Below are 22,855 nucleotides of genomic sequence, written 5' to 3' on the forward strand. Positions count from 1 at the left end.
CATCACTTGCCGTAGGCGAGCATCAACTTCTCCTTCGTGTCGTCATTGCCGGTCAGCCGGGTCGACGAGATGTAGAAGCGCCCGTCGACGTAGTCGATGTCCCGCGAGAAGAAGCTCGACTCGATCTGCGCGGTGGCCGCCGGCATCTGCAGCAGCTTCGTCGTCGAGTGCGAGGAGCCGGTCGTGGGGACGGACACGACCTGGCCGCCCGCGGTGTAGGAGGCCCCGACATAGGCGAGGAGCTTGCCGCCCTCGATCTTGATCGGCACCATCGACACGGACGCGGGCGACTTGACGCGCCACTTCTCCTTGCCGGTGGCCAGGTTGATCGCCACGATCTGGTTGGCGCCGGTCGTCGCGCCCGTCGGCAGGTACAGGGTGTTCGCGTCGACCGCGACGCCCTGGCAGCCCTGGAGATCCCGGTCGAGGATCGTCAGACCGCAGGACGGCGCGAAGGCGGCCTTGGAGTCGACCTGCGAGAGCACCGAACCGTCGCTCTTCAGCGTCGAGATGTTCCAGTGCTTGTTGTCCGAGTCGGTCATGTAGAGGACGACCGGGTCCACGGAGTAGACATGGCCGACCGTCCAGCCCTTGGGGATCGACTTGGTCCACTTGGCCTTGCCGGTCGCCGGGTCCAGCTCCTGCACCTCGTCGTGCTCGGTCGAGGAGCCCGCCCCGCAGGACGCGACCGAGATCAGCTTGGCGCCGCCCGCGAACGCGCCCGGGAAGCAGGCCGCGCCGTACTTCTTCTTCTCGTAGAGCTTCTTGCCGCTGTCGATGTCGTACGCGATCCCGGACTCCGAGCGGCCCACCATCAGCGTCCTGCCGGTGATGGACAGCCCGATGCTGATCGCGCTGTCGAAGAGGTCGCCGTCCGGGACGGCCCCGCTCCAGCCCTTCGTCCCGGTGTTCAGGTCGAGCTGCTGGAGGTGGTTGCACTTGGCGTTGTCGCTGACACCGCTCTCGTACGCCACGACGATCTTGTCGTCGGCCGACTTCTGCGCGGTGACCGCGCAGATCTTCTGCGGGAAGGTGATCGTGGGCCAGGTCGGGTTGCCGTTGCCGACGTTGTAGGCGACGAGTTCCTTGTACGCCGCCTTCACCGCCGTCTTCCCGGTGATCCACATGCCGGGGGCGTCCGCGCCGGAACCGGGCGCGTCCGGCGCCTCCTTGTACCAGAGGACCTTCGCCTCGCCGGACTTACGGCCCTCGTTGAGGTTCTCGGGATCCGTCGCCCCGTCGCCGCTGCCGTCGCCGGGGTTGGCGGGGTCGTCGACGGCACTGCTGCCGGAGGGCGTGGGGCTGTCGCTCTTCTCCGCCACCGGCTTCTTGTCGCCGCCGCCGCTCGTCACGGCCCACACCGTGCCGCCGACGACGAGCAGTCCGGCGACGGCGGCCGCGATCACCAGCGCGGGCTTCCCCTTGAAGGGGCCGCGGCCGGAGGGTGGCGGCGGCGCGAACTGCGGTGGGGGCGGCGGGTAGCCGTAACCGGGCTGCTGACCGTACGGCCCCGGCTGCTGCGGATAGCCGTAGGGACCGGGCTGTTGTTGAGGCGGCTGCTGCGGCTGCTGTTGCGGGTAGCCGTAGCCCGGCGTCGGCATCGGCATCGGCGGAACAGGCGCCCCGAAGCCGCCGGACGGTGGCTGAGGCGGTTGGTTCGGCGGCGCTCCGTAACCGCCGGACGGCGGCTGGTCGGGCGGCTGAGTCATCAGCGCGTTCCCCCTCGTTCACTGATTTTTAGCCACGCCCTGAGGTTCACGATGGGACCCAGAGTCGTATTCAGACAGTCTCAGACTGCTCTTTCTATCACTCGGCTGTCCACGAACAACGGGCCGGTTCACCCCTGTTCCCAAGGGAGGACCGGCCCGTGATGACCCCGTTATATGCCTTCACTCACCCTTCACGCGTCCTCGGCGAGTTCCAGCCACCGCATCTCCAGCTCGTCCCGCTCGCCGCTCAAGTCCCGCAGTTTCGCGTCCAGTTCGGCCACCTTCGCGAAGTCCGTGGCGTTCTCGGCGATCTGGGTGTGCAGCTTGGCCTCCTTCTCGGAGACCTTGTCCAACTGCCGCTCGATCTTCTGCAGTTCCTTCTTCGCGGCCCGCTGGTCGGCGGCGCTCACGGCGGACACGGCCTTCTCCACGACGGGAGCGGCGGCGGCTGCCGCCTCCTCCATACGGTGGCGCCGCTCCAGGTACTCGTCGATGCCGCGCGGCAGCATCCGCAGGGTCGCGTCGCCGAGGAGGGCGTACACCTTGTCGGTGGTGCGCTCGACGAAGAACCGGTCGTGGGAGATGACGATCATCGAACCGGGCCAGCCGTCGAGGACGTCCTCCAACTGCGTCAGGGTCTCGATGTCGAGGTCGTTCGTGGGCTCGTCGAGGAAGAGGACGTTGGGCTCGTCCATGAGGAGACGGAGGAGTTGCAGCCGCCGCCGCTCACCACCGGACAGGTCCCCGACCGGCGTCCACTGCTTCTCCTTGTTGAAGCCGAACGTCTCGCACAGCTGCCCGGCGGTCATCTCCCGCCCCTTGCCGAGATCGACGCGCTCCCGCACCTGCTGCACGGCCTCCAACACCCGCAGCGTGGGCTTGAGTTCGGCCACTTCCTGGGAGAGGTAGGCGAGCTTGACCGTCTTTCCCACGACGACCTTGCCGGCCGCGGGCTGGGTCTCGCCGTCGCTGCGGGCGGCCTCGGCCATGGCGCGCAGCAGGGAGGTCTTGCCGGCGCCGTTGACGCCGACCAGGCCGACGCGGTCGCCCGGGCCGAGGTGCCAAGTGATGTGCTTCAGAAGGACTTTGGGCCCGGCCTGGACGGTCACGTCCTCCAGGTCGAAGACGGTCCGGCCCAGACGCGAGGAGGCGAACTTCATCAGCTCGCTGGTGTCGCGCGGCGGCGGCACGTCGGCGATCAGTTCGTTGGCGGCCTCGACGCGGAAGCGCGGCTTGGACGTACGGGCGGGGGCGCCGCGGCGCAGCCAGGCCAGCTCCTTGCGGACCAGGTTCTGCCGCTTGGTCTCCTCGGTGGCGGCGATGCGCTCACGCTCGGCGCGGGCGAAGACGTAATCGGTGTAGCCGCCCTCGTACTCGTAGACGTCGCCCTTCTGCACGTCCCACATCTGGGTGCAGACCTGGTCGAGGAACCACCGGTCGTGGGTCACGCAGACGAGCGCGGAACGCCGCTCGCGCAGATGCCCGGCGAGCCAGGCGATGCCCTCGACGTCGAGGTGGTTCGTCGGCTCGTCCAGGACGACCAGGTCCTGGTCCTCGATGAGCAGCTTGGCGAGCGCGATACGGCGCCGCTCGCCACCGGAGAGGGGACCGATGACGGTGTCGAGCCCCTGCGGGAAGCCCGGCATGTCGAGCCCGCCGAAGAGTCCGGTCAGTACGTCGCGGATCTTGGCGTTGCCCGCCCACTCGTGGTCGGCCATGTCCCGGATGACCTCGTGGCGGACGGTCGCCTCGGGGTCGAGTGAATCGTGCTGGGTGAGGACGCCGAGGCGCAGTCCGCCGGAGTGGGTGACGCGTCCGGTGTCGGACTCCTCCAGCTTGGCGAGCATCCGGATCAGGGTGGTCTTGCCGTCTCCGTTGCGGCCCACGACCCCGATCCGGTCCCCTTCGGAGACACCGAGCGAGACACCGTCGAGCAGGGCACGGGTGCCGTACACCTTGCTGACGTTCTCGACATTGACCAGGTTGACGGCCATTTCTCTCCTGACAGGGGGGACGGTCAGCCTCCCAGGGTAATGCGCGGTGGGAGGCTGACGATCCGCCCAGGTCAGCGGGGCGCTGCTGCCGCCCTGACCTCTCCCAGCAAGTCGTACATCGTCTGCCCCGGGCAGTCCGTCTGGAGCCAGTCGCGGTGGCCGCTGATCGTCTCGTTGTCCTTCTTCACGCCGTTGACCGGGTTCGTGTACGTGATCTTCGCCTGGGGGTCGAGGCCCTTGAAGCGGGCGATTACCTTGATCAGGCGGATCAGTGAAGCCTTTGCCGCATCCGTCGGAGGCTGGTCTACGAGGTTGCCGATCAGGGCGATGCCCAGGTTGCCGGAGTTGAAGCCCGCCGTGTGGAAGGCGGTGACGAGGTTGCCGTTCTTGTCGAAGGCCGGGATCAGGTCGTCGCCGGAGTAGCGGCCCTCGTAGACGACGCCTGCCTCGTCGATGAGGAAGTGGTAGCCGATGTCGCCCCAGTCGAGGGTGATCGCGTGGTACTCGTAGATCCCGCGGACGGTCGCGGCCGGGTCCGGGTCGGCGTTCGGGGTGTCCGTGTGGTGGACCGTGATCGACTGCAACGGGTAGTACGCCTCAGGCGTGTTGACCTTGCCGTCCTTGTACCGCTTCGACTCGTCGGCGCCCCAGGCCGGGCGCGAGAGGTAGCGGACGCCGCGGACGCGGGTCGCCTCGGACGGCACGTGGAAGGTGCGGTCGGGGCCGCGGGTGCAGTCGATGGCGATGGAGCGTACGTCCGTCGCGCCTGCCGGTGCCTTGACCTCGTAGCTCGTGGCCTCGTCGGCCGCGATCAGGGCCGTACCGCCGTTGTCCACGGTCGCGCAACCGGTGCCCGTCTGCTGCCAGTTGCCGTCCGCGAGGCGGATGCCGGCGCCGTCCTGGGCGCCGGTCCAGCGCAGGCCGACGTAGGACGCGGCGAAGGCGGTGGTGGCCGGGGCGGTGCCGGTGGCGGCGGCGGAGCGGGTGGCCGGGAACGTCTCCGGCTTGGTGCCGGTGGGGGTGGCGTCGGTGTTCGCGGCATCGGAGCCGGATCCGGAGTCCGAGCCTGAGTCGGTGGCCGCGAACACCATCGGGGTGAGGGCGGCCCCGGCGGCGACGGCTCCGGCGGTCCCTATCGCGCCGCGACGCGAGAGGGACCGCTTCCTGCGGTGGGACGGTGTGGGGGACGACGACGTGGGGGTTTCGGACACGGAAGTGGCCCTTCCAGCTGTGCACTTGACAGTTGACACTTGACGGCGCACGCCCCAAGGGGCGTTTGAAGTATCAAGCGACCCTATCCGTCCCATCCGCCCCACCTGTACCTCGATTGCGGTACATCTGTGTGGAGATGACGCGAAGAGTGCCTCAGGCACCGGCCCCGCGCAGTCGCTGCTGCGGGATCAGGGCCGACGCGGGCGCCAACCCCCGCCCGCCGGAGGCGCGTTGTTGTTCGCCGACCGGCATGTCGTCGCGCATCAGGCCCTCGGGGATGAGCACCGCGGCCGTGACGCCGCCGCTCGACGAGTGCCGTACCTCCACGCGCAGGCCCTGCCGTTCGCGCAGCCGGTTCACCACGAACAGGCCGATCTGCTTGGCGTCGAGCAGGTCGACCTTCTCCGACTGGATCTTGCGGTTGGCGTCGGCCATCGCGTCGTCCTTCATGCCGAAGCCGCTGTCCTCGATCTCGATGAGGACGCCCTCCCGCATCCGGGCCGCGCGCAGCTGTACTTGGGTGCTGGGCGGGGAGAACGCCGTTGCGTTCTCGACGAGTTCGGCGAGCAGATGGATCACGTCGGCGACGGAACCGCCGGTCAGTGACACCTTCGGTACGGCCCAGATCTGTACCCGGGCCGAGTTCTCGATCTCGGCTACGGCCGCGCGCAGGATGTCGGACAGCGGGATCGGGTCCCGCCAGCCGCGGCCGGGCGCGATGCCGGACAGGATCAGCAGGCTCTCGGAGTGCCGACGCATGCGGGTGGCCAGGTAGTCGACGCGGTAGAGCTCCTGGAGTTCGGCCGGGTCGCGCTGTCGGCGCACCAGCGCGTCGAGCAGGTCGAGTTGGCGGTGCAGCAGGACCTGGCTGCGGCGGGCGAGGCTGACGTAGACGCCGGAGATGCCGCTGAGGAGTTCGGCGCGTTCGGAGGCGGCCTTGAGGGCGGCGCGCTGGACGGCGGTCAACGCGGTGCCGACCTGGGCCAGTTCGTCACCGGCGAGGCGGCGCATGGGGGCCTCGGCGTCGATGTCGACGCCCTGGCCGGCGTGCAGCCTGCGCATGGCCTGCGGGAGGCGGCGGCCGGCCACTTCGAGGGCGGAGTTGCGCAGGTCGAGGAGTTCGACGATGAGGCCGCGGCCGACGAGCACGGAGACGAGCAGCGACAGCAGCACGCCGACCAGGCCGAGGACCACGGCGGCCCCGGAGGCGCCGAGCGTGTCCCAGCCGAAGGGGTCGGCCGCGGCCGTGGCTCCCGTACCGGCCTGCGTCTCGGCCGCGTCGAGCCCCTTGAGGACTCCGCTCACTGTGGAGTCCCAGCCGCGCAGGAAGCTCGCGGACGCGGCGGAGGTGCCGGGGCCCGCGCTGCGGACCCGGTTCTCGACCGCCTGGAGTTGGGTGTATCCGCTGCTGTCGAGGACCTCGCGGTACGCCGTCCGGTGCTCGGACCTGAGGTCGGCGACCGCGGGTGCGAGCAGCTCGCGCTGGGTGGCGACGGCGCCGACGAACAGGGCGTACTGCTCCTTCGTCAACTCGCCCCCGGTGCGGGCGGCGCCGAGCAGCGCCTGTTCCTGGGCGACGGCCTCGCGGGCCCGGGACAGTTCGAGCACCACGCGCGCCTCGGAGGCGTCGGCGGCGGTCTTGTCGCCGGTGAGCGCGCCGGTGACGGAGAAGCCGTGCTCGACGATCGCCGAGTAACCGCCGTACGTGGTCGTCGACTTGGCGCCCTTGGCGGTGGCTTCCGCACGCAGCGCCGCGAGGCCGGCGGCATCGGCCTCCAGCTTGTCGATACGGCCCGGCAGTGTGGAGGCGATGAGTGCCGCGTCCGAGCTGGAGTCGTTGACGCCGTCGCGCAGGGCGGAGGCGGCCTTGTCGGTCACCTCGGTGGCGTTCTTGAAGGCGCCCGGGGCGTCCGCGTGGCGTAGCGCGGCGGTCCGCTCGCCCTGCACCGCGGTGACGAACTCGGCGACGGGCGTGAGGAGTTCGGAGTTGACGTCCTTGGCGGTCTCGGTGTCGGCGATGCTCGACGCGGTCGTCACCGCGGCGAAGCCCCACAGGGCCATCAGGGACACGACGGGCAGCATCAGCAGGGCGACGATCTTCGCGCGGACCGATCTGGGGCGCAGCCGGGCCGGCGCGCGGAGGACACGCATGGGGGACCTCGTTCAGGGAAGTGCGGGGGTGGTTCGTACGGCGGCCGCGGCCCGGGAAGTCGGGGCCGCGCCGTGCGGGGAGAGCCGAAGTCGGCTCAGACCATGGCGAGTTCGAGCTCGCACAGCGACTTGGCGGCGACGGCCCCCGGAAGTGGGGACCGGCGCCGACACCCTGTGGGAGCCGGAGAGCCGGGGGTTGGGGTCATTGCCGGAAGAGCCGCCGAAGTCCGCCCGGACCAGGACCGGTTCGACCTCACCCGGCAACCGGCACCGGCACCGGCACCGGCAACCCGACAAGCGGGCACCACCACCGAAAGGCCGGCCGAAGTCGGCTCAGACCGTGGCGAGTTCGACCTCGCGCAGCAGCTCCGCGGCGACTGTCGCCTCGTGGTGCTTGCCGGTCGGGGACAGGGCCACGTACGCGGACGCCAGGAAGAGGAACGAGCCGAGCACGACGGCGAGCGGGAAGATGAACTCCGTGGCGGTGGCGCCGGACAGGGCCGCGCCGCTGGGCGAGAGGGTGATGCTCACGGCGTACATCGCGGTGTAGTGCATGCTGCTCACCGCGAGCCCCATGACGAGGGCGGCGGCGGTGGCGAGGACCGGGCCGCGCACGACGAGGGTGAGGGTGAGCGCGGCGGTCGCGGCGACGACGGCGATCACGACGGAGGCGATGACCAGCCGGGGGTCGTAGTCGATCTCGCCGTGCAGGTCGAGCGCGGCCATGCCGGTGTAGTGCATGGCGGCGACGCCCAGGCCGGTGCCGATGCCGCCGAAGGCGACCGAGGTGACGCGGGAGCGGCCGTAGCCGGCGGTGAAGACTCCGGCGGCGACCACGCCGATGGACATCAGCAGGCTGAGGACGGTGAGCGGGACGTCGTAGCGGATGGGGGTGCCGTCGACGCTGAAGCCGAGCATGGCCACGAAGTGCATGGTCCAGATGCCGGAGCCGATGGCGACGGAGGCGAGGGTCAGCCAGTTCCGTTTGGAGGCGCCGTCCGCCTCAAGTGCCCTTACGGTGCAGCGCAGTCCGAGCGCGGAGCCCAGGCAGGCCATCGCGTAGGACAGGACCGGGGTGACCCAGCCCGCGCTGAAGTGGTCCATGTGGCCCATGGGGAGGTTCCTCTCGGGCGTGGCGCGGCGAGACCTCGCGCGCAGGGAGTACCGCCGGTAACGAGGACCGGGGTTGGCTGATCATGACAGCCCTTTCCCTGGGACATAGGATACGAAAGGGACCTCGGGGTTGATTGGTGAACAATAAATCAATGTGGTTTGGATAACACCGAACATGCGCATTTTTGCAGGTCAGGCGGGTGTTCCGTGAACCTGGTGTGAAGGTCGGTCGATCACGGTCGCTCCGGCCGCCGGACCCGCCGCCGTACGTACCGTCCGGCATGTTCCCGAGGCCGCCAGCGTTTCGGCCACCTTCGCCGCCGCCCCGGGGTCACGGACGAGGAACGCCGTCGTCGGGCCCGAGCCGGAGACGAGCGCGGCGAGGGCGCCCGCGGCGCGGCCCGCGGCGAGGGTGTCGGCCAGTTCCGGGAAGAGCGAAAGGGCGGCCGGCTGAAGGTCGTTGGAGACGGCGGCGGCGAGCGCGTCCGGGTCGCCCTTCGCGAGCGCGTCGAGGAGTGGCTGGGAGGCGACCGGCTCGGGGATGTCGGCGCCCTCGCCCAGCCGGTCGAACTCCCGGAAGACCGCCGGGGTCGACAGCCCGCGCCCGGCCATCGCGAACACCCAGTGGAAGGTGCCGCCGGTCTCCAGGACCGTGAGCTGCTCGCCGCGCCCGATGCCCAGCGCCGCCCCGCCCACCAGGCTGAACGGCACATCGCTGCCCAACTCGGCGCAGATGTCGAGCAGTTCGGCCCGCGAGGCACCGGTGCCCCACAGCGCGTCGCACGCCACCAGCGCGCCCGCGCCGTCCGCACTGCCGCCCGCCATACCGCCGGCGACGGGGATGTCCTTGGCGATGTGGAGGTGCACGGCGGGGCTACGGCCGTGGCGCTGGGCGAGTGCTACGGCCGCCCGCGCCGCCAAGTTCGTACGGTCCAGCGGGACTTGGGCCGCGTCCGGGCCCGCGCAGGTGACGCGGAGTTCGTCGGCCGGGGTCACGGTGACCTCGTCGTACAGGCCGACCGCGAGGAAGACGTTGGCCAGGTCGTGGAAACCGTCGGGGCGCGCGGCACCCACCGCGAGCTGGACGTTGACCTTGGCGGGGACACGGACGGTGACGCTCACTTGCCGGGCTCCTTGTGGTGGACGGTGGCCTTGGCGGGGACCGGGACGGTGACGGTCACCCGCCGAGCCCCTCGTGGTGGGCCTCCTCGGCGCGGGCGTCTCGCGCTGCCGCTGTCTCCGGCGCGGGCGCGTCTTGCCCGGCGGGCACGGCGCGGTCGGTACCTGCCTCGCCTTCGGCGCCCGCCTTGTTCTCCGCGATGCGTGTGAACTCCTCGACGGTGAGCGACTCCCCGCGCGCCTGCGGCGACACCCCGGCGGCCACCAGTGCCACCTCCGCCGCTGCCGCCGAGCCCGCCCAACCCGCGAGCGCCGCCCGCAGGGTCTTGCGGCGTTGTGCGAAGGCCGCGTCGACCACGGCGAAGACCTCGCGCCGGGTGGCGGTGGTTTTCGGGGGCTCGGGCCTGCGGGTGAGGGACACGAGGCCGCTGTCCACGTTCGGTGCGGGCCAGAAGACGTTGCGGCCGATGGAACCGGCCCGCTTGACCTCGGCGTACCAGTTCGCCTTCACGGACGGGACGCCGTACACCTTCGAACCGGGCGGCGCGGCCAGCCGGTCGGCGACCTCCGCCTGGACCATCACCAACGTGCGCTCGATGCTCGGGAAGTGCTCCAGCATGTGCAGCAGGACCGGTACGGCCACGTTGTACGGGAGATTGGCCACCAGCGCGGTCGGGGGCGGGCCCGGCAGCTCGGTCACCTGCATCGCGTCCGAGTGCACCAGCGCGAAACGGTCCGCCCGGTCCGGCATCCTCGCCGCGACCGTCGCCGGGAGCGCGCCCGCGAGGACGTCGTCGATCTCCACGGCGGTGACGCGGTCGGCCACTTCGAGCAGCGCGAGTGTGAGTGAGCCGAGGCCGGGGCCCACCTCCACCACCACGTCGTCGGGGCGGACGTCTGCGGTGCGGACGATACGGCGGACCGTGTTCGCGTCGATCACGAAGTTCTGGCCGCGCTGTTTTGTGGGGCGGACGTTCAGGGCGGCTGCCAGTTCGCGGATTTCGGCGGGGCCCAGGAGGGCGTCGGGGGTGGGGTTGCTGCTCACGGCACCTAGGTTACGGGGCCGTTCTTCGTCTGCCGGTCCGCTGTGGCTGGTCGCGCAGTTCCCCGCGCCCCTAGGGGATGGAGCTGCGCCCCCTATCCCCTATCCCTCAGCCGTGCAGCCTTGTCCCGCAGTGGGGCCACGGGCTCGAACCCCGCCGTACATACAGCCTCTTCGCGCGGAACGTCTGTTCCTCCGCGCTCGCGTCCTGTGGGCGACCGCTGCCGCCCAGGCTGTGCCACGTGTGGGTGTCGAACTGGTAGAGGCCGCCGTAGGTGCCCGAGGGGTCCACCGCGCCCGGGCGGCCGCCGGACTCGCAGGTCGCCAGGCCGTGCCAGTTCAGCTGGTCCGCGCCCTGTACCGAGGTGGGCATGGGCTTCGTGCCGACCTTCACCAGCTGCGAGCGGGGTTCTCGGACCAGCTCGTCGTCCATCCGGCGCGGCTTCTCCTTGACGCCGTTGACCGTGCGGAGGGCGTAGGTGACCCGGCGCAGGCCCGGCTGGCCCGCCCGTTCCACCACCTCTGTGCCCTTGAAGAGGGTGGGGTCGTCGGTGCGTTCCACCTTGAAGGGGATCGCCTCCTCGCGGACCTCGCGCGTCCCCGTCACCCGCAGGACCGTGATCGTCTGGCCGTCGCGCGGGAAGCTGGTGGGCGGGACCGAGGTGGTGTCCTCGCCGTGCAGGCCGATGCCCGCCTCCTGGACCGCCTCGCCGACCGTCGCCGCGTTGGTGCGGATCGTGCGGGCGCGGCCGTCGGCCATGATCGTGACGGTGCGTTCGGTGCGCACGTCGAGGGCGAGTCCGGCGCGGCCGATGGGCTGGGAGCGCGAGGTGGAGACGTAGGCGCCCTCGGCCCGTACGCCGAGTTGTTCGAGGGCTCCGTCGACCGTGCGTGCCGTCGTCCACACCTCGCGCCGGTGGCCGTCGATGGTGAGGCGCACGGGACGGCCGTAGCGCACCGCGACCTCGTCGCCGCTGGCGAGCGGTGCGTCGCGGCCGGGGGCCACCACGTCGTGCGCGCCGACGTCCACGCCCTGCTGGTCGAGGAGTTCGCTGACGTCGTCGGCGAAGGTGTGCAGCGTGCGCGGCTTCCCGTCGACGTTCAGCTCGATCGCCTTGTCCTTGGCGACGAACGCGGTGGTGCCGCCGGCCAGGAACGCGACGACCAATGCCTGCGGCACCAGCCGGCGCATCGCGGAGCCGGAGTCCGAACGCTCGGCTCTTCGCCGGCGCCCGTGCCGCGCGGGCGGCTCGCTCTCCGCCGGCATGGTGCCCGCCTGGCGCGGGAACACGGGGTCGTTCGCCTCATAGGCGGGGCGGTACGTGTCCTCGTACACCTCGGTGTGCCCGTCGGTGTACACCTCGGCGCGCACACCGCGGTCGTACGTCTCGTAGGTCTCGTAGTTGCTCACGCCGACACGCTCCAGAAGGCCACGGGGGTCCGGATCGGGCCAACAGAACCTAGCGGAGTGACCGTCACTCTCCAAAGCGACGCGGCTACCCAGAGTTGTGTTCGATGGGGCCGCGAGGGCTCGATGGAGGACTCGACAGAGGCCTCAATAGGCGAAGGCTCGGGCCGTGTTCGCCGCGAGTGCCGTTGCCAGCGCGTCCTCCTCGATGCCGCGTACGGCCGCCATCGCGCGCACCGTGACCGGAATGAGATAGGGCGCGTTGGGCCGTCCGCGGTACGGGGCGGGGGTCAGGAAGGGGGCGTCGGTCTCCACGAGGACCAGTTCGAGGGGGGCCACGGCGAGCGCGTCCCGCAGGTTCTGGGCGTTCTTGAAGGTGACAGTGCCGGCGAAGGACATGAAGTACCCGGCGCGAGCGCAGAGTTCGGCCATCTCGGCGTCGCCGGAGTAGCAGTGGAAGACCGTGCGCTCGGGGGCGCCTTCCTCCTTGAGGACGCGCAGGACGTCGGCGTGGGCGTCGCGGTCGTGGATGACCAGGGCCTTGCCGTGCCGCTTGGCGATCTCGATGTGGGCGCGGAAGGAGAGTTCCTGCGCGGCCTTGCCCTCGGGGCCGGTGCGGAAGTAGTCGAGGCCGGTCTCGCCGACGCCCTTGACCTGCGGGAGAGCGGCAAGGCGGTCGATCTCGGCAAGGGCCTCGGTGAGGGCCTCTTCGCCGCCCGCCACCCGCTCGCCCTGCCGGGACCAACCATCGGGGTCGCCGTGGACTATGCGCGGGGCCTCGTTCGGGTGCAGGGCGACCGTCGCGTGGATCGTCTCGTGCCGGGCGGCCGTCTCGGCGGCCCAGCGGGAGCCCTTCAGATCGCAGCCGACCTGCACGAGCGTCGTGACACCGACCGACGCGGCCTTGGCGAGAGCCTCGTCCACCGTGCCGGACTGCATGTCGAGGTGGGTGTGGGAGTCGGCGACGGCCACCCGGAGGGGTTCCGGGAGCGGCGGCGCCGCGTTCTTCTCGCTGCCGCGTTCGCGGTCGCCGGCGCTGTCGCTGGAGGAAGGCATGCCCCGATCCTACGAAAGGGGCATGCCCGCCCGGTCGTCGGAGCCGGTCAGCTCGCCTTGCGGTGGAACGGGTGCAGGAGATCGGACAGGTGCCAGTGGTGGTCCTTGTGCTCCGCCAGCGGAGTCACGGCGGCGTCGTCGCCCGCAGCGCCCTCCGCAGCCGTAGCCGCTGTTTCTGTCGCTCCCGCTCCCGCCGGACGGGGCCGCGGCGCCTGGTACTGCCGCTGTGCCGCCTCCCGTACCGACGAGACCTGGCCCGCGCGCATGATGCGCACGACGTGCCCGTCGCAGTTGAGGCACGCGGGCCGGCTGAGCGGCGACGGCACGACCTGGCCCTCCGCCACGTACATCACGAACTGGTGGCCGTCGGTGTCGACGTGGTGCTCTATCTCGTACGACTGCTCCCAGCCGTGCCCGCACCGCATGCAGGCGAAGGAGTACGACTCGTTGACCACGGCGGTGGCAGCGCCACGCACACCGGTCTGCCCTGCGATCTCACTCATGCCAGCTCCTGCTTGCTTTCCGCTGGACAAGCGCCCCGGCTGGGGGATTCCCCCCGGAATCCCTTGGAGGCGAGGGACGGGTGCGTCCCTTCATCCAGTGGACGCCTCCAGCAGGGCGAATGCATCAGTCCTGTCGACTGTTGGAGGCGATTTGGACTTTCCTTGTCGAATCGCCCTGGCAACCCGGTCAGTGCTTTGCATTCGGCGACCGCGCTTTGCCCCGCCATGGGGCGCGCGCTCATGGGAGATGCTCCCTGCTCAGAGGAATCTTCCGCGCAGGTCAGAAGCGGTTTTACGCAGGATCGGCGGGGGTTTTACACAGGCTCAGAGGGGTTTTTGCGCAGTCTTCGCCGCCACCACGGCATCGAACACCTCGCGCTTGGGAACGCCTGCCTCGACGGCCACGGCCGCGATCGCCTCTTTACGCCGCTCGCCCGCCTCCTCCCGCACCCGGACCCGCCGTACCAATTCGTCCGCGTCGAGTTCTTCGGCCTTCTCCGGCGCCCCTTCCACCACCACGGTGATCTCGCCGCGCACGCCCTCCGCCGCCCATTCGGCCAGCTCGCCGACGGGGCCGCGCTTGATCTCCTCGTACGTCTTCGTCAGCTCGCGGCAGACGGCGGCGCGCCGCTCGGCGCCGAACACCTCGGCCATCGCGGCGAGGGTGTCGTCGAGCCGGTGCGGTGCCTCGAAGTAGACGAGGGTCCGCCGTTCGTCGGCCACCTCCCGCAGCCGGGACAGGCGCTCGCCGGCCTTGCGCGGCAGGAACCCCTCGAAGCAGAACCGGTCCACCGGCAGCCCCGACAGCGCGAGCGCGGTGAGCACGGCGGACGGCCCCGGTACGGCGGTGACCTTGATGTCCTTCTCCACGGCGGCGGCGACCAGCCGGTACCCCGGGTCGGACACGGACGGCATCCCGGCATCGGTCACAAGCAGCACACGCGCCCCGCCCATCAAGGCCTCGACCAGCTCCGGCGTCCGCGCGGCCTCGTTGCCCTCGAAGTACGACACGACGCGCCCCTTGGGCTGCACCCCGAGCGCCTGTGTCAGCCGCCGCAGCCGTCGCGTGTCCTCGGCGGCGACCACGTCGGCACCCGCCAACTCCTCGGCGAGCCGCGGCGGGGCGTCCGCGATGTCGCCGATGGGGGTGCCGGCAAGGACCAGAGTTCCGGGAGCAACTGTCACGTTTCCATCCTCTCAGGGGAGAGAGGCGGGACTCACACAGACCTGTTCCCTACGATGGCGCGGTGACCAGTACCGCGTCCTCCACGGACACCCGACAAGGGCAGGCCCCGCAAGACCAGCGGCCGTCATGGCAGCAGCGGCTGCGGCGATTCGGCTACACGGCGGGGCCCAGAAGCGACGTACGCGACCGGCTGACGCCGCCGTACGCGGAGCCCAGCCCCCGGCTGTGGGCGGCGCTCGGTCTGTCGCCGACGCTCGTCGACCGCATCACCCGCTGGTCGGGCTGGGGCGGCCCGCTGCTGGTCACGCTCATGGCGGGCGTGATGCGCTTCTACCACCTGGGCAGCCCGAAGGCGGTGATATTCGACGAGACGTACTACGCGAAGGACGCGTGGGCGCTCGTCCACCGCGGCTTCGAGGTCAACTGGGACAAGAACGCCAACGACCTGATCCTCCAGCACAACGGTCACATCCCCATCCCGACCGACGCGGCCTACGTCGTGCACCCGCCGGTCGGCAAGTACGTCATCGGGCTCGGCGAGCTGATCTTCGGCTTCAACCCCTTCGGCTGGCGCTTCATGACCGCGCTGCTGGGCACCCTCGCCATCCTGATGCTGTGCCGCATCGGCCGCCGCCTGTTCCGCTCCACGTTCCTCGGCTGCGTCGCGGGCGTCCTGATGTCCCTCGACGGCCTGGCCTTCGTGATGGCCCGCACCTCGCTGCTCGACGGTGTGCTGATGTTCTTCGTGGTGGCCGCGTTCGGCTGCCTGCTACTGGACAGGGACAGGGCCCGGGCAAAACTCGCGGCAGCGCTGCCGGTCGACGCGGACGGCCGGGTGCGCCCCGACGCCCACATCGCGAACACCCTGTTCCTCGGCCTGCGCCCCTGGCGCTGGATGGCGTGCCTGCTGCTCGGACTCGCCATCGGCACCAAGTGGAACGGCCTCTACATCGCGGCCTTCTTCATGCTGCTGACGCTGCTGTGGGACGTCGGCTCCCGCAAGGTCGCGGGCGCCAGCCGCCCGTACGTCGCAGCCCTGAGGTACGACCTGTTCCTCGTCGTGATCATGATCCCGGTCACGATCTCGGTGTACCTCCTGTCCTGGCTCGGCTGGATCCTCTCCCCGGCGAACGGCAGCGGCGGCTACTTCCGCAACTGGGCCGCGACCGACGGCAAGGGCGGCTTCTGGAGCCACTTCATGCCGGACTGGGCGCGCAGCCTGTGGCACTACGAGCACGAGGTCTACGAGTTCAACGTCGGCCTGCACTCGCCGCACACGTACATGTCCAACCCGTGGAGCTGGCTCGTCGACGGCCGCCCCGTCTCGTACTTCTACGAGTCCCCCTCCCCCGGCTCGGCCGGCTGCCCGGTGAACGCGGGCGACAAGTGCGCCCGCGAGGTCCTGGCCATCGGCACCCCGCTCCTCTGGTGGGCCGCCTGCTTCGCCCTCCTGTACGTCCTGTGGCGCTGGGCGTTCCGCCGCGACTGGCGCGCGGGCGCGATCGCCTGCGGCGTGGCGGCCGGTTACCTCCCCTGGTTCATGTACCAGGACCGCACGATCTTCTTCTTCTACTCCATCGTCTTCCTCCCCTTCCTCTGCCTGGCAGTCGCGATGCTGATCGGCGCGATCATCGGCCCACCGGGCTCCAGCGAAACCCGCCGGGTGGTGGGGGCGGTGGGGGCGGGCGTGCTGGTGCTGCTGATCACGTGGAACTTCATCTACTTCTGGCCGCTGTATACGGGGACTGCGATTCCTATTGATCAGTGGCGGTCGCGGATGTGGCTGGATACGTGGGTGTAGGTGGGACAGAACGGACGAGGACGCCATGGACGATCACCTCGACGCCGCGCTCAGAGCGCTGTCGTGGAACCCGGCGACACCCAGCAGTGTGCTGCTGCGACTGCTCAAACTTGACCACCGGGACGTGCGGAGAACCGTCACCCAGCGCGCCGACCTGCCACTGGAGGTCGTCGACGCGATCCTGGCGGACCCCGAGCCGAGGCTCCGGCAGGAGTTCGCCGACAGCGCCGCCGCCGACCCCGCCCAGCGCGCCCGGCTCGTCGACGATCCGCATCCGAAGGTCGTTCTCGCCCTCGCCATCGGGCCGACGCCGTACCGGCGCCCGGTGGAGCCGCTGCCCGACTGGGCGTACGAGCGGCTGCTGAAGAACCCGGACGAGCGCGTCCGCCGCGAGACCGTCGTGTCGTACGTCGTCCCCGCCCGTGTTCTGGCAAGCCTGGCGGACCATCCCGACAGCGACCTTCGCACAGCGTCCTGCCGTGCGTGGGAGGAACTGCCTGACGCCACACGCGAGTTGCTGCTCCAGGACGACGACCTGAAGGTGCGGCAGGCCGCGGCGATGCAGGTCTGCCGCGAGGACGCGGAGCGGATGGCGTGGCTGGTCGAGAGCCTCGGCAACTCCTGGCCGGTGAACGAGGTACTGCGGACCGGGCGGCTGAGCCGCGAGTTCGCCGAGCACAGGGTGGCCCAGCCACGCCCGGTCTCGGTGGCCGCGAACCCCTCCCTCCCACCGGATCTCGTACGGCAGTTGGCCGTCGACCCGGACCCGTACATCCGCCTCGTCGTCTCCGCCCGGCCGGAACTGACGGAGACGGAACGCGCGGCCATCGACTACACCGTGGAGCCCGAGGCACGCCTCGACATGCTGGACTGGGTGTGGGACGCCCGCGAGGACGTCGAGGCGCTGCGCCGGTGTGCGACGTCCGCGCACACCTGGCTGCGCCGCAGCGCCGCGGTGTGCCCGGCCCTGCCACCGGACATGGTCGAACTGCTCGCCCGGGACGAGGACTTCGCCGTACGGCTGCTGCTGTGCGAGTTCCATCCCGAGCCGCCTCCGGAGCTGCTGCTCGACCTGTATCTGCACGGCAGTCACCGGGCCGTGGAGATGCTGATCACCAAGCCCGGGTTCCCTTCGGCGGGGTTGGCGGCCCGTTTCCTCGACTCCCCCGATCCGCGCCGCCGTCGACTGGCGCTGCGTGATCCCGCGCTGACCCCGGAGGACCTGGACCGGCTCAGTCGTGAGGGGCTGCGCGGGCCGGCCGCCCAGGACCCGCGGCTGCCGCCGGCCCGGATCCGTGAACTGCTCGCCGACCCCGACCTGGTCGGCTCGGTCGCCGGCAATCCCGCTCTTCCCGTCGAGGACATGCACCGGCTCCTCTACTCCGCGGGGGTCCCCGCCTGATCGCTCGCCGGCCGGTCTCTGTCGGTCTCCGTTAGGACAACAAAAGGCAACACCACTCACAGCTTTCCCTCACGCCACCTACAGTTCGAAGCACTGGTAACGGGGAGGGGACTGCGCCATGCGCAAGGGGGTAAAGGCCACCGTCATCGGCAGTGTGTTCGCCGTGATGGTGTCGGGGGCGGGGTACGGGGCGTACAACCTCGTGTCCGCGCTGGGTGGGAGTTCGGGTGTGGGGGGTTCCGGCGGGCCCGCGCCCGTGAAGACCGGGCCGCCGAGTGCCGCCGAGGTGAAGGCGGCGACTACGAAGTTCTTCGCGGCCTGGGAGAAGGGGCAGGCGGTGACCGCCGCGTCGTACACGAACAACGACGCCGCCGCCGACACCGTGCTGGAGTCCTACAGTGGGGCCGCGCACATCACGCAGGTGAAGATCACGCCCGGTACGACGACCGGGGCCACCGTGCCGTTCACGGTGAAGGCGACGGTGTCGTACGACGGGAAGTCCAAGCCGCTCAGCTACAAGAGCCAACTGACCGTCGTGCGCGGCAAGACCACCGGGCGGGCCCTCGTCGACTGGCAACCGTCCGTCGTGCACCCGGAGTTGAAGACCGGCGACACTCTCGTCACCGGGGAGTCCGCGAGCCCGGCGATCGAGGCCGTGGACCGGAACGGGACCGTGCTGACGAAGGAGAAGTATCCGTCGCTGGGGCCGATACTCGACGAGTTGCGCACCAAGTACGGCGACAAGGCGGGCGGTTCGCCCGGTATCGAGCTGGCGATCAAGCACCAGACCGAGGGCTCTGCCGACACCACGCTGCTGACCCTGGAGAAGGGCAGGACCGGCAAGGTGCGCACGACGCTCAGCGCGAGCGCGCAGGCCGCCGCCGAGAAGGCCGTGACCAAGTACTCCGAGTCGTCCGTCGTGGCCGTGCAGCCGAGCACCGGGCAGGTGCTGGCCGTCGCCAACCACCGTGACGACGGCTTCAACGCCGCGTTCCTGGGGCAGTTGGCGCCCGGCTCGACGATGAAGATCATCAGTGCCGCCACGCTCATCGACACGGGGCTCACGAGCGCGAGCGGCCCGGGCCCCTGCCCGCCCACCGCGACCTGGCAGAGCCAGACCTTCCACAACCTGACCGGCCTGTCCCCGGACGAGGGCGCAACCCTCTCCGACAGCTTCGCCCGCTCCTGCAACACCGCCTTCGTGAAGTTCGCCGACGACGTCAAGGTCGACTCCCTGACCAAGGAGGCCGAGGACCGCTTCGGGCTCGGCCGGGACAACTGGAAGACCGGCATCCCGTCCTTCGACGGCTCGGTCCCCGCGTCCGGCGGCCCGGACACCGCGGCGAACCTGATCGGCCAGGGCCAGGTGCAGATGAGCCCGCTGAACATGGCGTCGGTGACGGCGACCGCGAAGACGGGCACGTTCCGGCAGCCGGTGATCGTCGCGCAGAGCCTCGACGACCGCCAACTGGCCACCGCACAGGGCCTGTCGGCGAGTACGTCCGCCCAACTGCGGGCGATGATGAACCGCACCGCGACCAGCGGCACCGCGGCCGGCATCATGGCCGGGCTCGGCGGCAACATCGGCGCGAAGACGGGGTCCGCCGAGGTGGACGGGCAGTCCAAGTCCAACAGTTGGTTCACCGGCTACCGCAACGACATCGCCGCGGCGGCCATGACACAGGACGGCGGCCACGGCATCGACGCCGCCGGCCCGATCGTCCGCGCCGTACTGGCGGCAGGTGGCTGATCTCACTCCGCGGGGAAAGGAACTCACCCGCACAGGACGGGACTCTAGGGTGGGCCTCGTCGTTGGGGTGTGAGAGGGCCGAGGGCGACGGGGGCCCAAAGGGATTCGCGGAGGATCGGGAACTGTGGGCACGAGGGGCAAGAAGAAGGTCGTGGCCGAGCGGCGGAAGGCGAGACCCGCCGTGGTCGGCGGAGTGATCGCCGTGGCCGTCGTCGGCGCGGGCGTCGGCGCCTACGCGCTGTACGACGGCGGGGCGTCGGCCGAGGCACGCACGTCGACCACCGCCGACCACAAGGCCATCAAGACGGGCCCGTTGTCGGCGACCGAGGTGCAGACGACCGCGCGGCGGTTCCTGGCCGACTGGCAGCAGGGCAAGGTCGCCCAGGCCGCCGCGACGACGGACAAGTCGACGGCCGCCGCCGCCCTGCTCACCGGCTACACCAAGAACGCCCACATGAAGGGCATCACCGTCACCGAGGGCGCCCGCACGGGCACCAAGGTCCCCTTCTCCGTGAAGTGCACGGTGTCGTACAAGGGCATCAACAAGCCCATGACGTACGCCAGTTCACTGAGCGTGGTGCGCAGCGCCACGGACGGGAAGCCGTACGTCGCCTGGCACGCCTCCGTCGTCCACCCGGACCTCGCGGACGGCGACACCCTGGTCACGGGCGAGTCCGGCACCCCGCCGATCAAGGCGTACGACCGTGACGGCGGCGAGCTGACGGCGGCCAAGTACCCGTCGCTGGGTTCGGTGTTGGACGGGCTGCGGGAGAAGTTCGGCAAGAAGGCGGGCGGCAAGGCGGGCATCGAGCTGCGGGTGGTCCGGGGCAAGAAGTCCAAGGAGTCCGACAAGACGCTCGTCGAGCTGAGCAAGGGCACGCCCGGCAAGGTGAAGACGACGCTCAGCCCGACCCTCCAGGCGGCGGCCGAGACGCAGGTCAGCAAGCAGAAGAACTCCTCGGTCGTGATGATGCGCCCGTCGACCGGCGAGATCCTGGCCGTCGCGAACGCCTCGCACGGCTTCAACGTGGCCTTCCAGGGTTCCCTCGCCCCCGGTTCCACGATGAAGATCGTGACGTCGACGATGCTCTTCGAGAAGAACCTCATCACCCCGGACGCGTCCCATCCCTGCCCCAAGACCTACAAGTTGGCGGGCTGGACCTTCCACAACGACGACGACTCGGAGATCAAGAAGGGCACGTTCAAGCTGGCCTTCGGGGCCTCCTGCAACAACGCCTTCATCAACTTCGCGCCCAAGCTGTCCAACAGCGACCTGACGACGGAGGCCCAGCAGGTCTACGGCCTCGGCATGAACAACTGGGCCATCGGCGTCCCCACCTTCGACGGCTCGGTCCCGGTGCAGAGCGGCGCGCAGATGGGCGCCTCGCTGATCGGCCAGGGCGGGGTCCGCATGAACCCGCTGAACATGGCGTCGGTCGCCTCCACCGTCGACACGGGCACCTTCCACCAGCCGTACCTGGTCGCCCCGACGGTCGACAACCGCACGCTCGCGAAGGCCTCACGCACGATGTCGTCGACGACGCAGGCCGAGCTGAAGGAAGTCATGAAGTACACGGCGGACTACGGCACGGCGGCGAAGGCGATGGCCGGTCTCGGCCCGGACTACGGCGCGAAGACCGGCTCGGCCGAGGTCGACGGCCAGAAGAAGCCCAACGGCTGGTTCACCGCGTACAAGGGCGACCTCGTGGCCGCCGGCGTGGTGCAGGCGGGCGGCCACGGCGGCGACACGGCGGGTCCGATCGTGGCGGCGCTGCTCAAGCTGGGCAGCAGCCTCGGCGGCTGAGGCTCTGGGGGTTCAGCTCGCGACGGGCGCCGTGGCCATATAGGTCCGCCGCAGGAAGCGCATGATCGTCTTCGTCTCGAACTGGACGACGGAGACGCCCTGTTCGGAGTGGAACTCGACCACGGCCTGCACCCGCCCGCAGGGCCACACCCGCACCTCGCCGCTGCCGGCCGGGGCACGCAGCCCCTCTTCCAGCAGCTCCCGGTCGAAGGTCCATTCATGCGGTCCGGGCAGATCGATGCGGACGGCTCGGGGGTCGGAATCGGGGTCGTACCGCAGGACTACGGGAACCGCGTCACTGTCCAGCCGGTCCACGTCCTCGTCGGTGACGATATGGGCTCGCGCGTACTGTTCGACTACGGACATCGGGCGGCCCCCTTACGCTGAGTGACCTGTATGAAAGCTGTGCATCCGCTTCCACTACCCCAATGTCGCATATTTTCTCGGGAGCGCCCCTCGGGGCGATAGATCTCACATATCGGCAAGAGACTTCCTCGCTCTTGCAAAGGACTCGCAACAAGCATCTAAAATCATCCCGTGCATGTGCCTGACGGATTCATCGACGCCCCCATGTCCGCCGCCACCGGAGTGGTCGCCGCCGGCGCCATCGCCGTGAGCCTGCGCGGCGCCCGCCGCGAACAGGGGGGCACCTCCCGCGCGAGCGAAGCCGAGCGTGGGGGAGAGCGGACGGCGCCGCTGGCGGGCCTGGTCGCCGCGTTCATCTTCGCCGTGCAGATGCTCAACTTCCCGGTCGCGGCCGGCACCAGCGGCCACCTCCTGGGCGGTGCGCTGGCCGCGATCCTGGTCGGCCCCTACACAGGCGTCCTCTGCGTCTCGGTCGTCCTCCTCATGCAGGGCATCCTCTTCGCGGACGGCGGTCTGACCGCACTCGGCGTGAACATCACCGACATGGCGATCACGACGACGGTCGTGGCGTACGCCGTCTTCCGCGGCCTGGTGAAGGTGTTGCCCCGCACCCGCCGCTCGATCACCGCCGCGTCCTTCACCGCGGCCCTGCTCTCCGTCCCCGCCGCCGCCCTCGTCTTCACCCTCCTCTACGCCCTCGGCGGCACCACCGACGTCTCCCTCGGCAAGGTCGCCACCGCGATGATCGGCGTACACGTCCTCATCGGCGTCGGCGAGGCCGCGATCACCGCGCTGACGGTCGGCGCCGTGATCGCCGTACGCCCGGATCTCGTCCACGGCGCACGCGGCCTGGAGCAACGCCTCAAGCTGCGTGTGAACGGCGAACTCGTGGACGCCCAGGCCCCGTTGGCACCCATCACCCCTCGGACCTCCCGCCGCAGACTGTGGATCGGCGGCCTGGTCACGTCCCTCCTCCTCGCCGGTTTCGTCAGCTTCTACGCCTCCTCGAACCCCGATGGCCTGGAGAAGGTGGCCGCCGACCACGGCATCGACCGGCAGACGAAGGAGCACGCCTCGGCCGACTCCCCGCTCGCCGACTACGGCGTGCGTGATGTCGACGACGCCCGGCTCTCCGGCGGCCTCGCGGGCGTGATCGGCGTCGGCGTGACGGTCGTCGCGGGCACCGGGGTCTTCTGGGCGGTCCGCAAGCGCCGTAGCACCACCTCGCAGGTGGCCTGA

General features: G+C 70.3%; 17 protein-coding genes. 5 read left to right on the top strand and 12 right to left on the bottom strand.

Going from position 1 to position 22,855, the window contains the following annotated elements; all coding sequences use genetic code 11:
* Nucleotides 1-2: 2 nt before the first annotated feature.
* From AB0I69_RS35845 to rsmI, 11 genes are all read right to left on the bottom strand, one after another.
* Nucleotides 3-1,709: a PQQ-binding-like beta-propeller repeat protein gene (locus tag AB0I69_RS35845; RefSeq protein WP_363099894.1), complete on the bottom strand. Its 1,707-nt coding sequence runs from the start codon at nucleotides 1,707-1,709 to the stop codon at nucleotides 3-5.
* Between the two features lie 191 nt (nucleotides 1,710-1,900).
* Nucleotides 1,901-3,703, bottom strand: coding sequence for an ABC-F family ATP-binding cassette domain-containing protein (locus tag AB0I69_RS35850; protein WP_363099895.1), 1,803 nt, complete (start codon nucleotides 3,701-3,703; stop codon nucleotides 1,901-1,903).
* 71 nt (nucleotides 3,704-3,774) lie between these two features.
* Nucleotides 3,775-4,794 carry an N-acetylmuramoyl-L-alanine amidase gene (locus AB0I69_RS35855; RefSeq protein ID WP_363099938.1) on the bottom strand — a complete coding sequence of 340 codons (1,020 nt, stop codon included), beginning with the start codon at nucleotides 4,792-4,794 and terminating at the stop codon, nucleotides 3,775-3,777.
* 274 nt (nucleotides 4,795-5,068) lie between these two features.
* Entirely contained in the window at nucleotides 5,069-7,066 is a 1,998-nt protein-coding gene (locus AB0I69_RS35860) for a nitrate- and nitrite sensing domain-containing protein (protein ID WP_363099896.1), read from the bottom strand.
* Between the two features lie 333 nt (nucleotides 7,067-7,399).
* The gene (locus AB0I69_RS35865; protein WP_363099897.1) at nucleotides 7,400-8,179 is read right to left on the bottom strand and encodes an MHYT domain-containing protein; all 780 of its coding nucleotides are present in this window, start codon (nucleotides 8,177-8,179) and stop codon (nucleotides 7,400-7,402) included.
* Nucleotides 8,180-8,371: 192 nt separating this feature from the next.
* Complete coding sequence (locus tag AB0I69_RS35870) at nucleotides 8,372-9,301, bottom strand: 4-(cytidine 5'-diphospho)-2-C-methyl-D-erythritol kinase (protein ID WP_363099898.1); 930 nt, start codon at nucleotides 9,299-9,301, stop codon at nucleotides 8,372-8,374.
* 55 nt (nucleotides 9,302-9,356) lie between these two features.
* The gene (gene rsmA, locus AB0I69_RS35875) at nucleotides 9,357-10,343 is read right to left on the bottom strand and encodes a 16S rRNA (adenine(1518)-N(6)/adenine(1519)-N(6))-dimethyltransferase RsmA (protein WP_363099899.1); all 987 of its coding nucleotides are present in this window, start codon (nucleotides 10,341-10,343) and stop codon (nucleotides 9,357-9,359) included.
* Nucleotides 10,344-10,449: 106 nt separating this feature from the next.
* Complete coding sequence (locus tag AB0I69_RS35880; protein WP_363099900.1) at nucleotides 10,450-11,751, bottom strand: ubiquitin-like domain-containing protein; 1,302 nt, start codon at nucleotides 11,749-11,751, stop codon at nucleotides 10,450-10,452.
* Nucleotides 11,752-11,895: 144 nt separating this feature from the next.
* Nucleotides 11,896-12,804 carry a TatD family hydrolase gene (locus AB0I69_RS35885; protein WP_363099901.1) on the bottom strand — a complete coding sequence of 303 codons (909 nt, stop codon included), beginning with the start codon at nucleotides 12,802-12,804 and terminating at the stop codon, nucleotides 11,896-11,898.
* A 47-nt stretch (nucleotides 12,805-12,851) separates the two neighbouring features.
* Nucleotides 12,852-13,307, bottom strand: coding sequence for a hypothetical protein (locus AB0I69_RS35890; protein ID WP_363099902.1), 456 nt, complete (start codon nucleotides 13,305-13,307; stop codon nucleotides 12,852-12,854).
* 324 nt (nucleotides 13,308-13,631) lie between these two features.
* Nucleotides 13,632-14,492, bottom strand: coding sequence for a 16S rRNA (cytidine(1402)-2'-O)-methyltransferase (rsmI, locus tag AB0I69_RS35895; protein WP_363099903.1), 861 nt, complete (start codon nucleotides 14,490-14,492; stop codon nucleotides 13,632-13,634).
* A gap of 62 nt (nucleotides 14,493-14,554) precedes the next feature.
* Here rsmI and AB0I69_RS35900 point away from each other — a divergent pair, with 62 nt between their 5' ends.
* The 4 genes from AB0I69_RS35900 (at nucleotide 14,555) to AB0I69_RS35915 (ending at nucleotide 21,250) form a co-directional block, all read left to right on the top strand.
* Nucleotides 14,555-16,294, top strand: a complete 1,740-nt coding sequence (locus AB0I69_RS35900; RefSeq protein WP_363099904.1) for a phospholipid carrier-dependent glycosyltransferase — start codon at nucleotides 14,555-14,557, stop codon at nucleotides 16,292-16,294.
* A 25-nt stretch (nucleotides 16,295-16,319) separates the two neighbouring features.
* Nucleotides 16,320-17,696 (top strand): hypothetical protein, encoded by a 1,377-nt coding sequence (locus AB0I69_RS35905; protein ID WP_363099905.1) that lies wholly within the window; start codon nucleotides 16,320-16,322, stop codon nucleotides 17,694-17,696.
* A 118-nt stretch (nucleotides 17,697-17,814) separates the two neighbouring features.
* The gene (locus tag AB0I69_RS35910) at nucleotides 17,815-19,446 is read left to right on the top strand and encodes a penicillin-binding transpeptidase domain-containing protein (RefSeq protein WP_363099906.1); all 1,632 of its coding nucleotides are present in this window, start codon (nucleotides 17,815-17,817) and stop codon (nucleotides 19,444-19,446) included.
* A 124-nt stretch (nucleotides 19,447-19,570) separates the two neighbouring features.
* Entirely contained in the window at nucleotides 19,571-21,250 is a 1,680-nt protein-coding gene (locus AB0I69_RS35915) for a penicillin-binding transpeptidase domain-containing protein (RefSeq protein WP_363099907.1), read from the top strand.
* Between the two features lie 12 nt (nucleotides 21,251-21,262).
* Here AB0I69_RS35915 and AB0I69_RS35920 read toward each other — a convergent pair whose 3' ends face one another.
* Nucleotides 21,263-21,616: an SsgA family sporulation/cell division regulator gene (locus AB0I69_RS35920; RefSeq protein WP_363099908.1), complete on the bottom strand. Its 354-nt coding sequence runs from the start codon at nucleotides 21,614-21,616 to the stop codon at nucleotides 21,263-21,265.
* Nucleotides 21,617-21,787: 171 nt separating this feature from the next.
* On the opposite strand from AB0I69_RS35920, the gene AB0I69_RS35925 reads away from it, so the two are divergent.
* A complete protein-coding gene (locus tag AB0I69_RS35925) occupies nucleotides 21,788-22,855 on the top strand; it encodes an energy-coupling factor ABC transporter permease (RefSeq protein ID WP_363099909.1) in 1,068 nt (355 codons plus the stop codon).

The organism is Streptomyces sp. NPDC050508 (assembly GCF_040655155.1).
Classification (GTDB): domain Bacteria; phylum Actinomycetota; class Actinomycetes; order Streptomycetales; family Streptomycetaceae; genus Streptomyces.

Coding starts and splice junctions, on each gene's coding strand:
- AB0I69_RS35860 (WP_363099896.1), bottom strand. CDS start 7,066: ATGCGTGTCCTCCGCGCGCCGGCCCGGCTGCGCCCCAGATCGGTCCGC.
- AB0I69_RS35850 (WP_363099895.1), bottom strand. CDS start 3,703: ATGGCCGTCAACCTGGTCAATGTCGAGAACGTCAGCAAGGTGTACGGC.
- AB0I69_RS35865 (WP_363099897.1), bottom strand. CDS start 8,179: ATGGGCCACATGGACCACTTCAGCGCGGGCTGGGTCACCCCGGTCCTG.
- AB0I69_RS35855 (WP_363099938.1), bottom strand. CDS start 4,794: ATGGTGTTCGCGGCCACCGACTCAGGCTCGGACTCCGGATCCGGCTCC.
- AB0I69_RS35885 (WP_363099901.1), bottom strand. CDS start 12,804: ATGCCTTCCTCCAGCGACAGCGCCGGCGACCGCGAACGCGGCAGCGAG.
- AB0I69_RS35890 (WP_363099902.1), bottom strand. CDS start 13,307: ATGAGTGAGATCGCAGGGCAGACCGGTGTGCGTGGCGCTGCCACCGCC.
- AB0I69_RS35920 (WP_363099908.1), bottom strand. CDS start 21,616: ATGTCCGTAGTCGAACAGTACGCGCGAGCCCATATCGTCACCGACGAG.
- AB0I69_RS35845 (WP_363099894.1), bottom strand. CDS start 1,709: ATGACTCAGCCGCCCGACCAGCCGCCGTCCGGCGGTTACGGAGCGCCG.
- AB0I69_RS35905 (WP_363099905.1), top strand. CDS start 16,320: ATGGACGATCACCTCGACGCCGCGCTCAGAGCGCTGTCGTGGAACCCG.
- AB0I69_RS35910 (WP_363099906.1), top strand. CDS start 17,815: ATGCGCAAGGGGGTAAAGGCCACCGTCATCGGCAGTGTGTTCGCCGTG.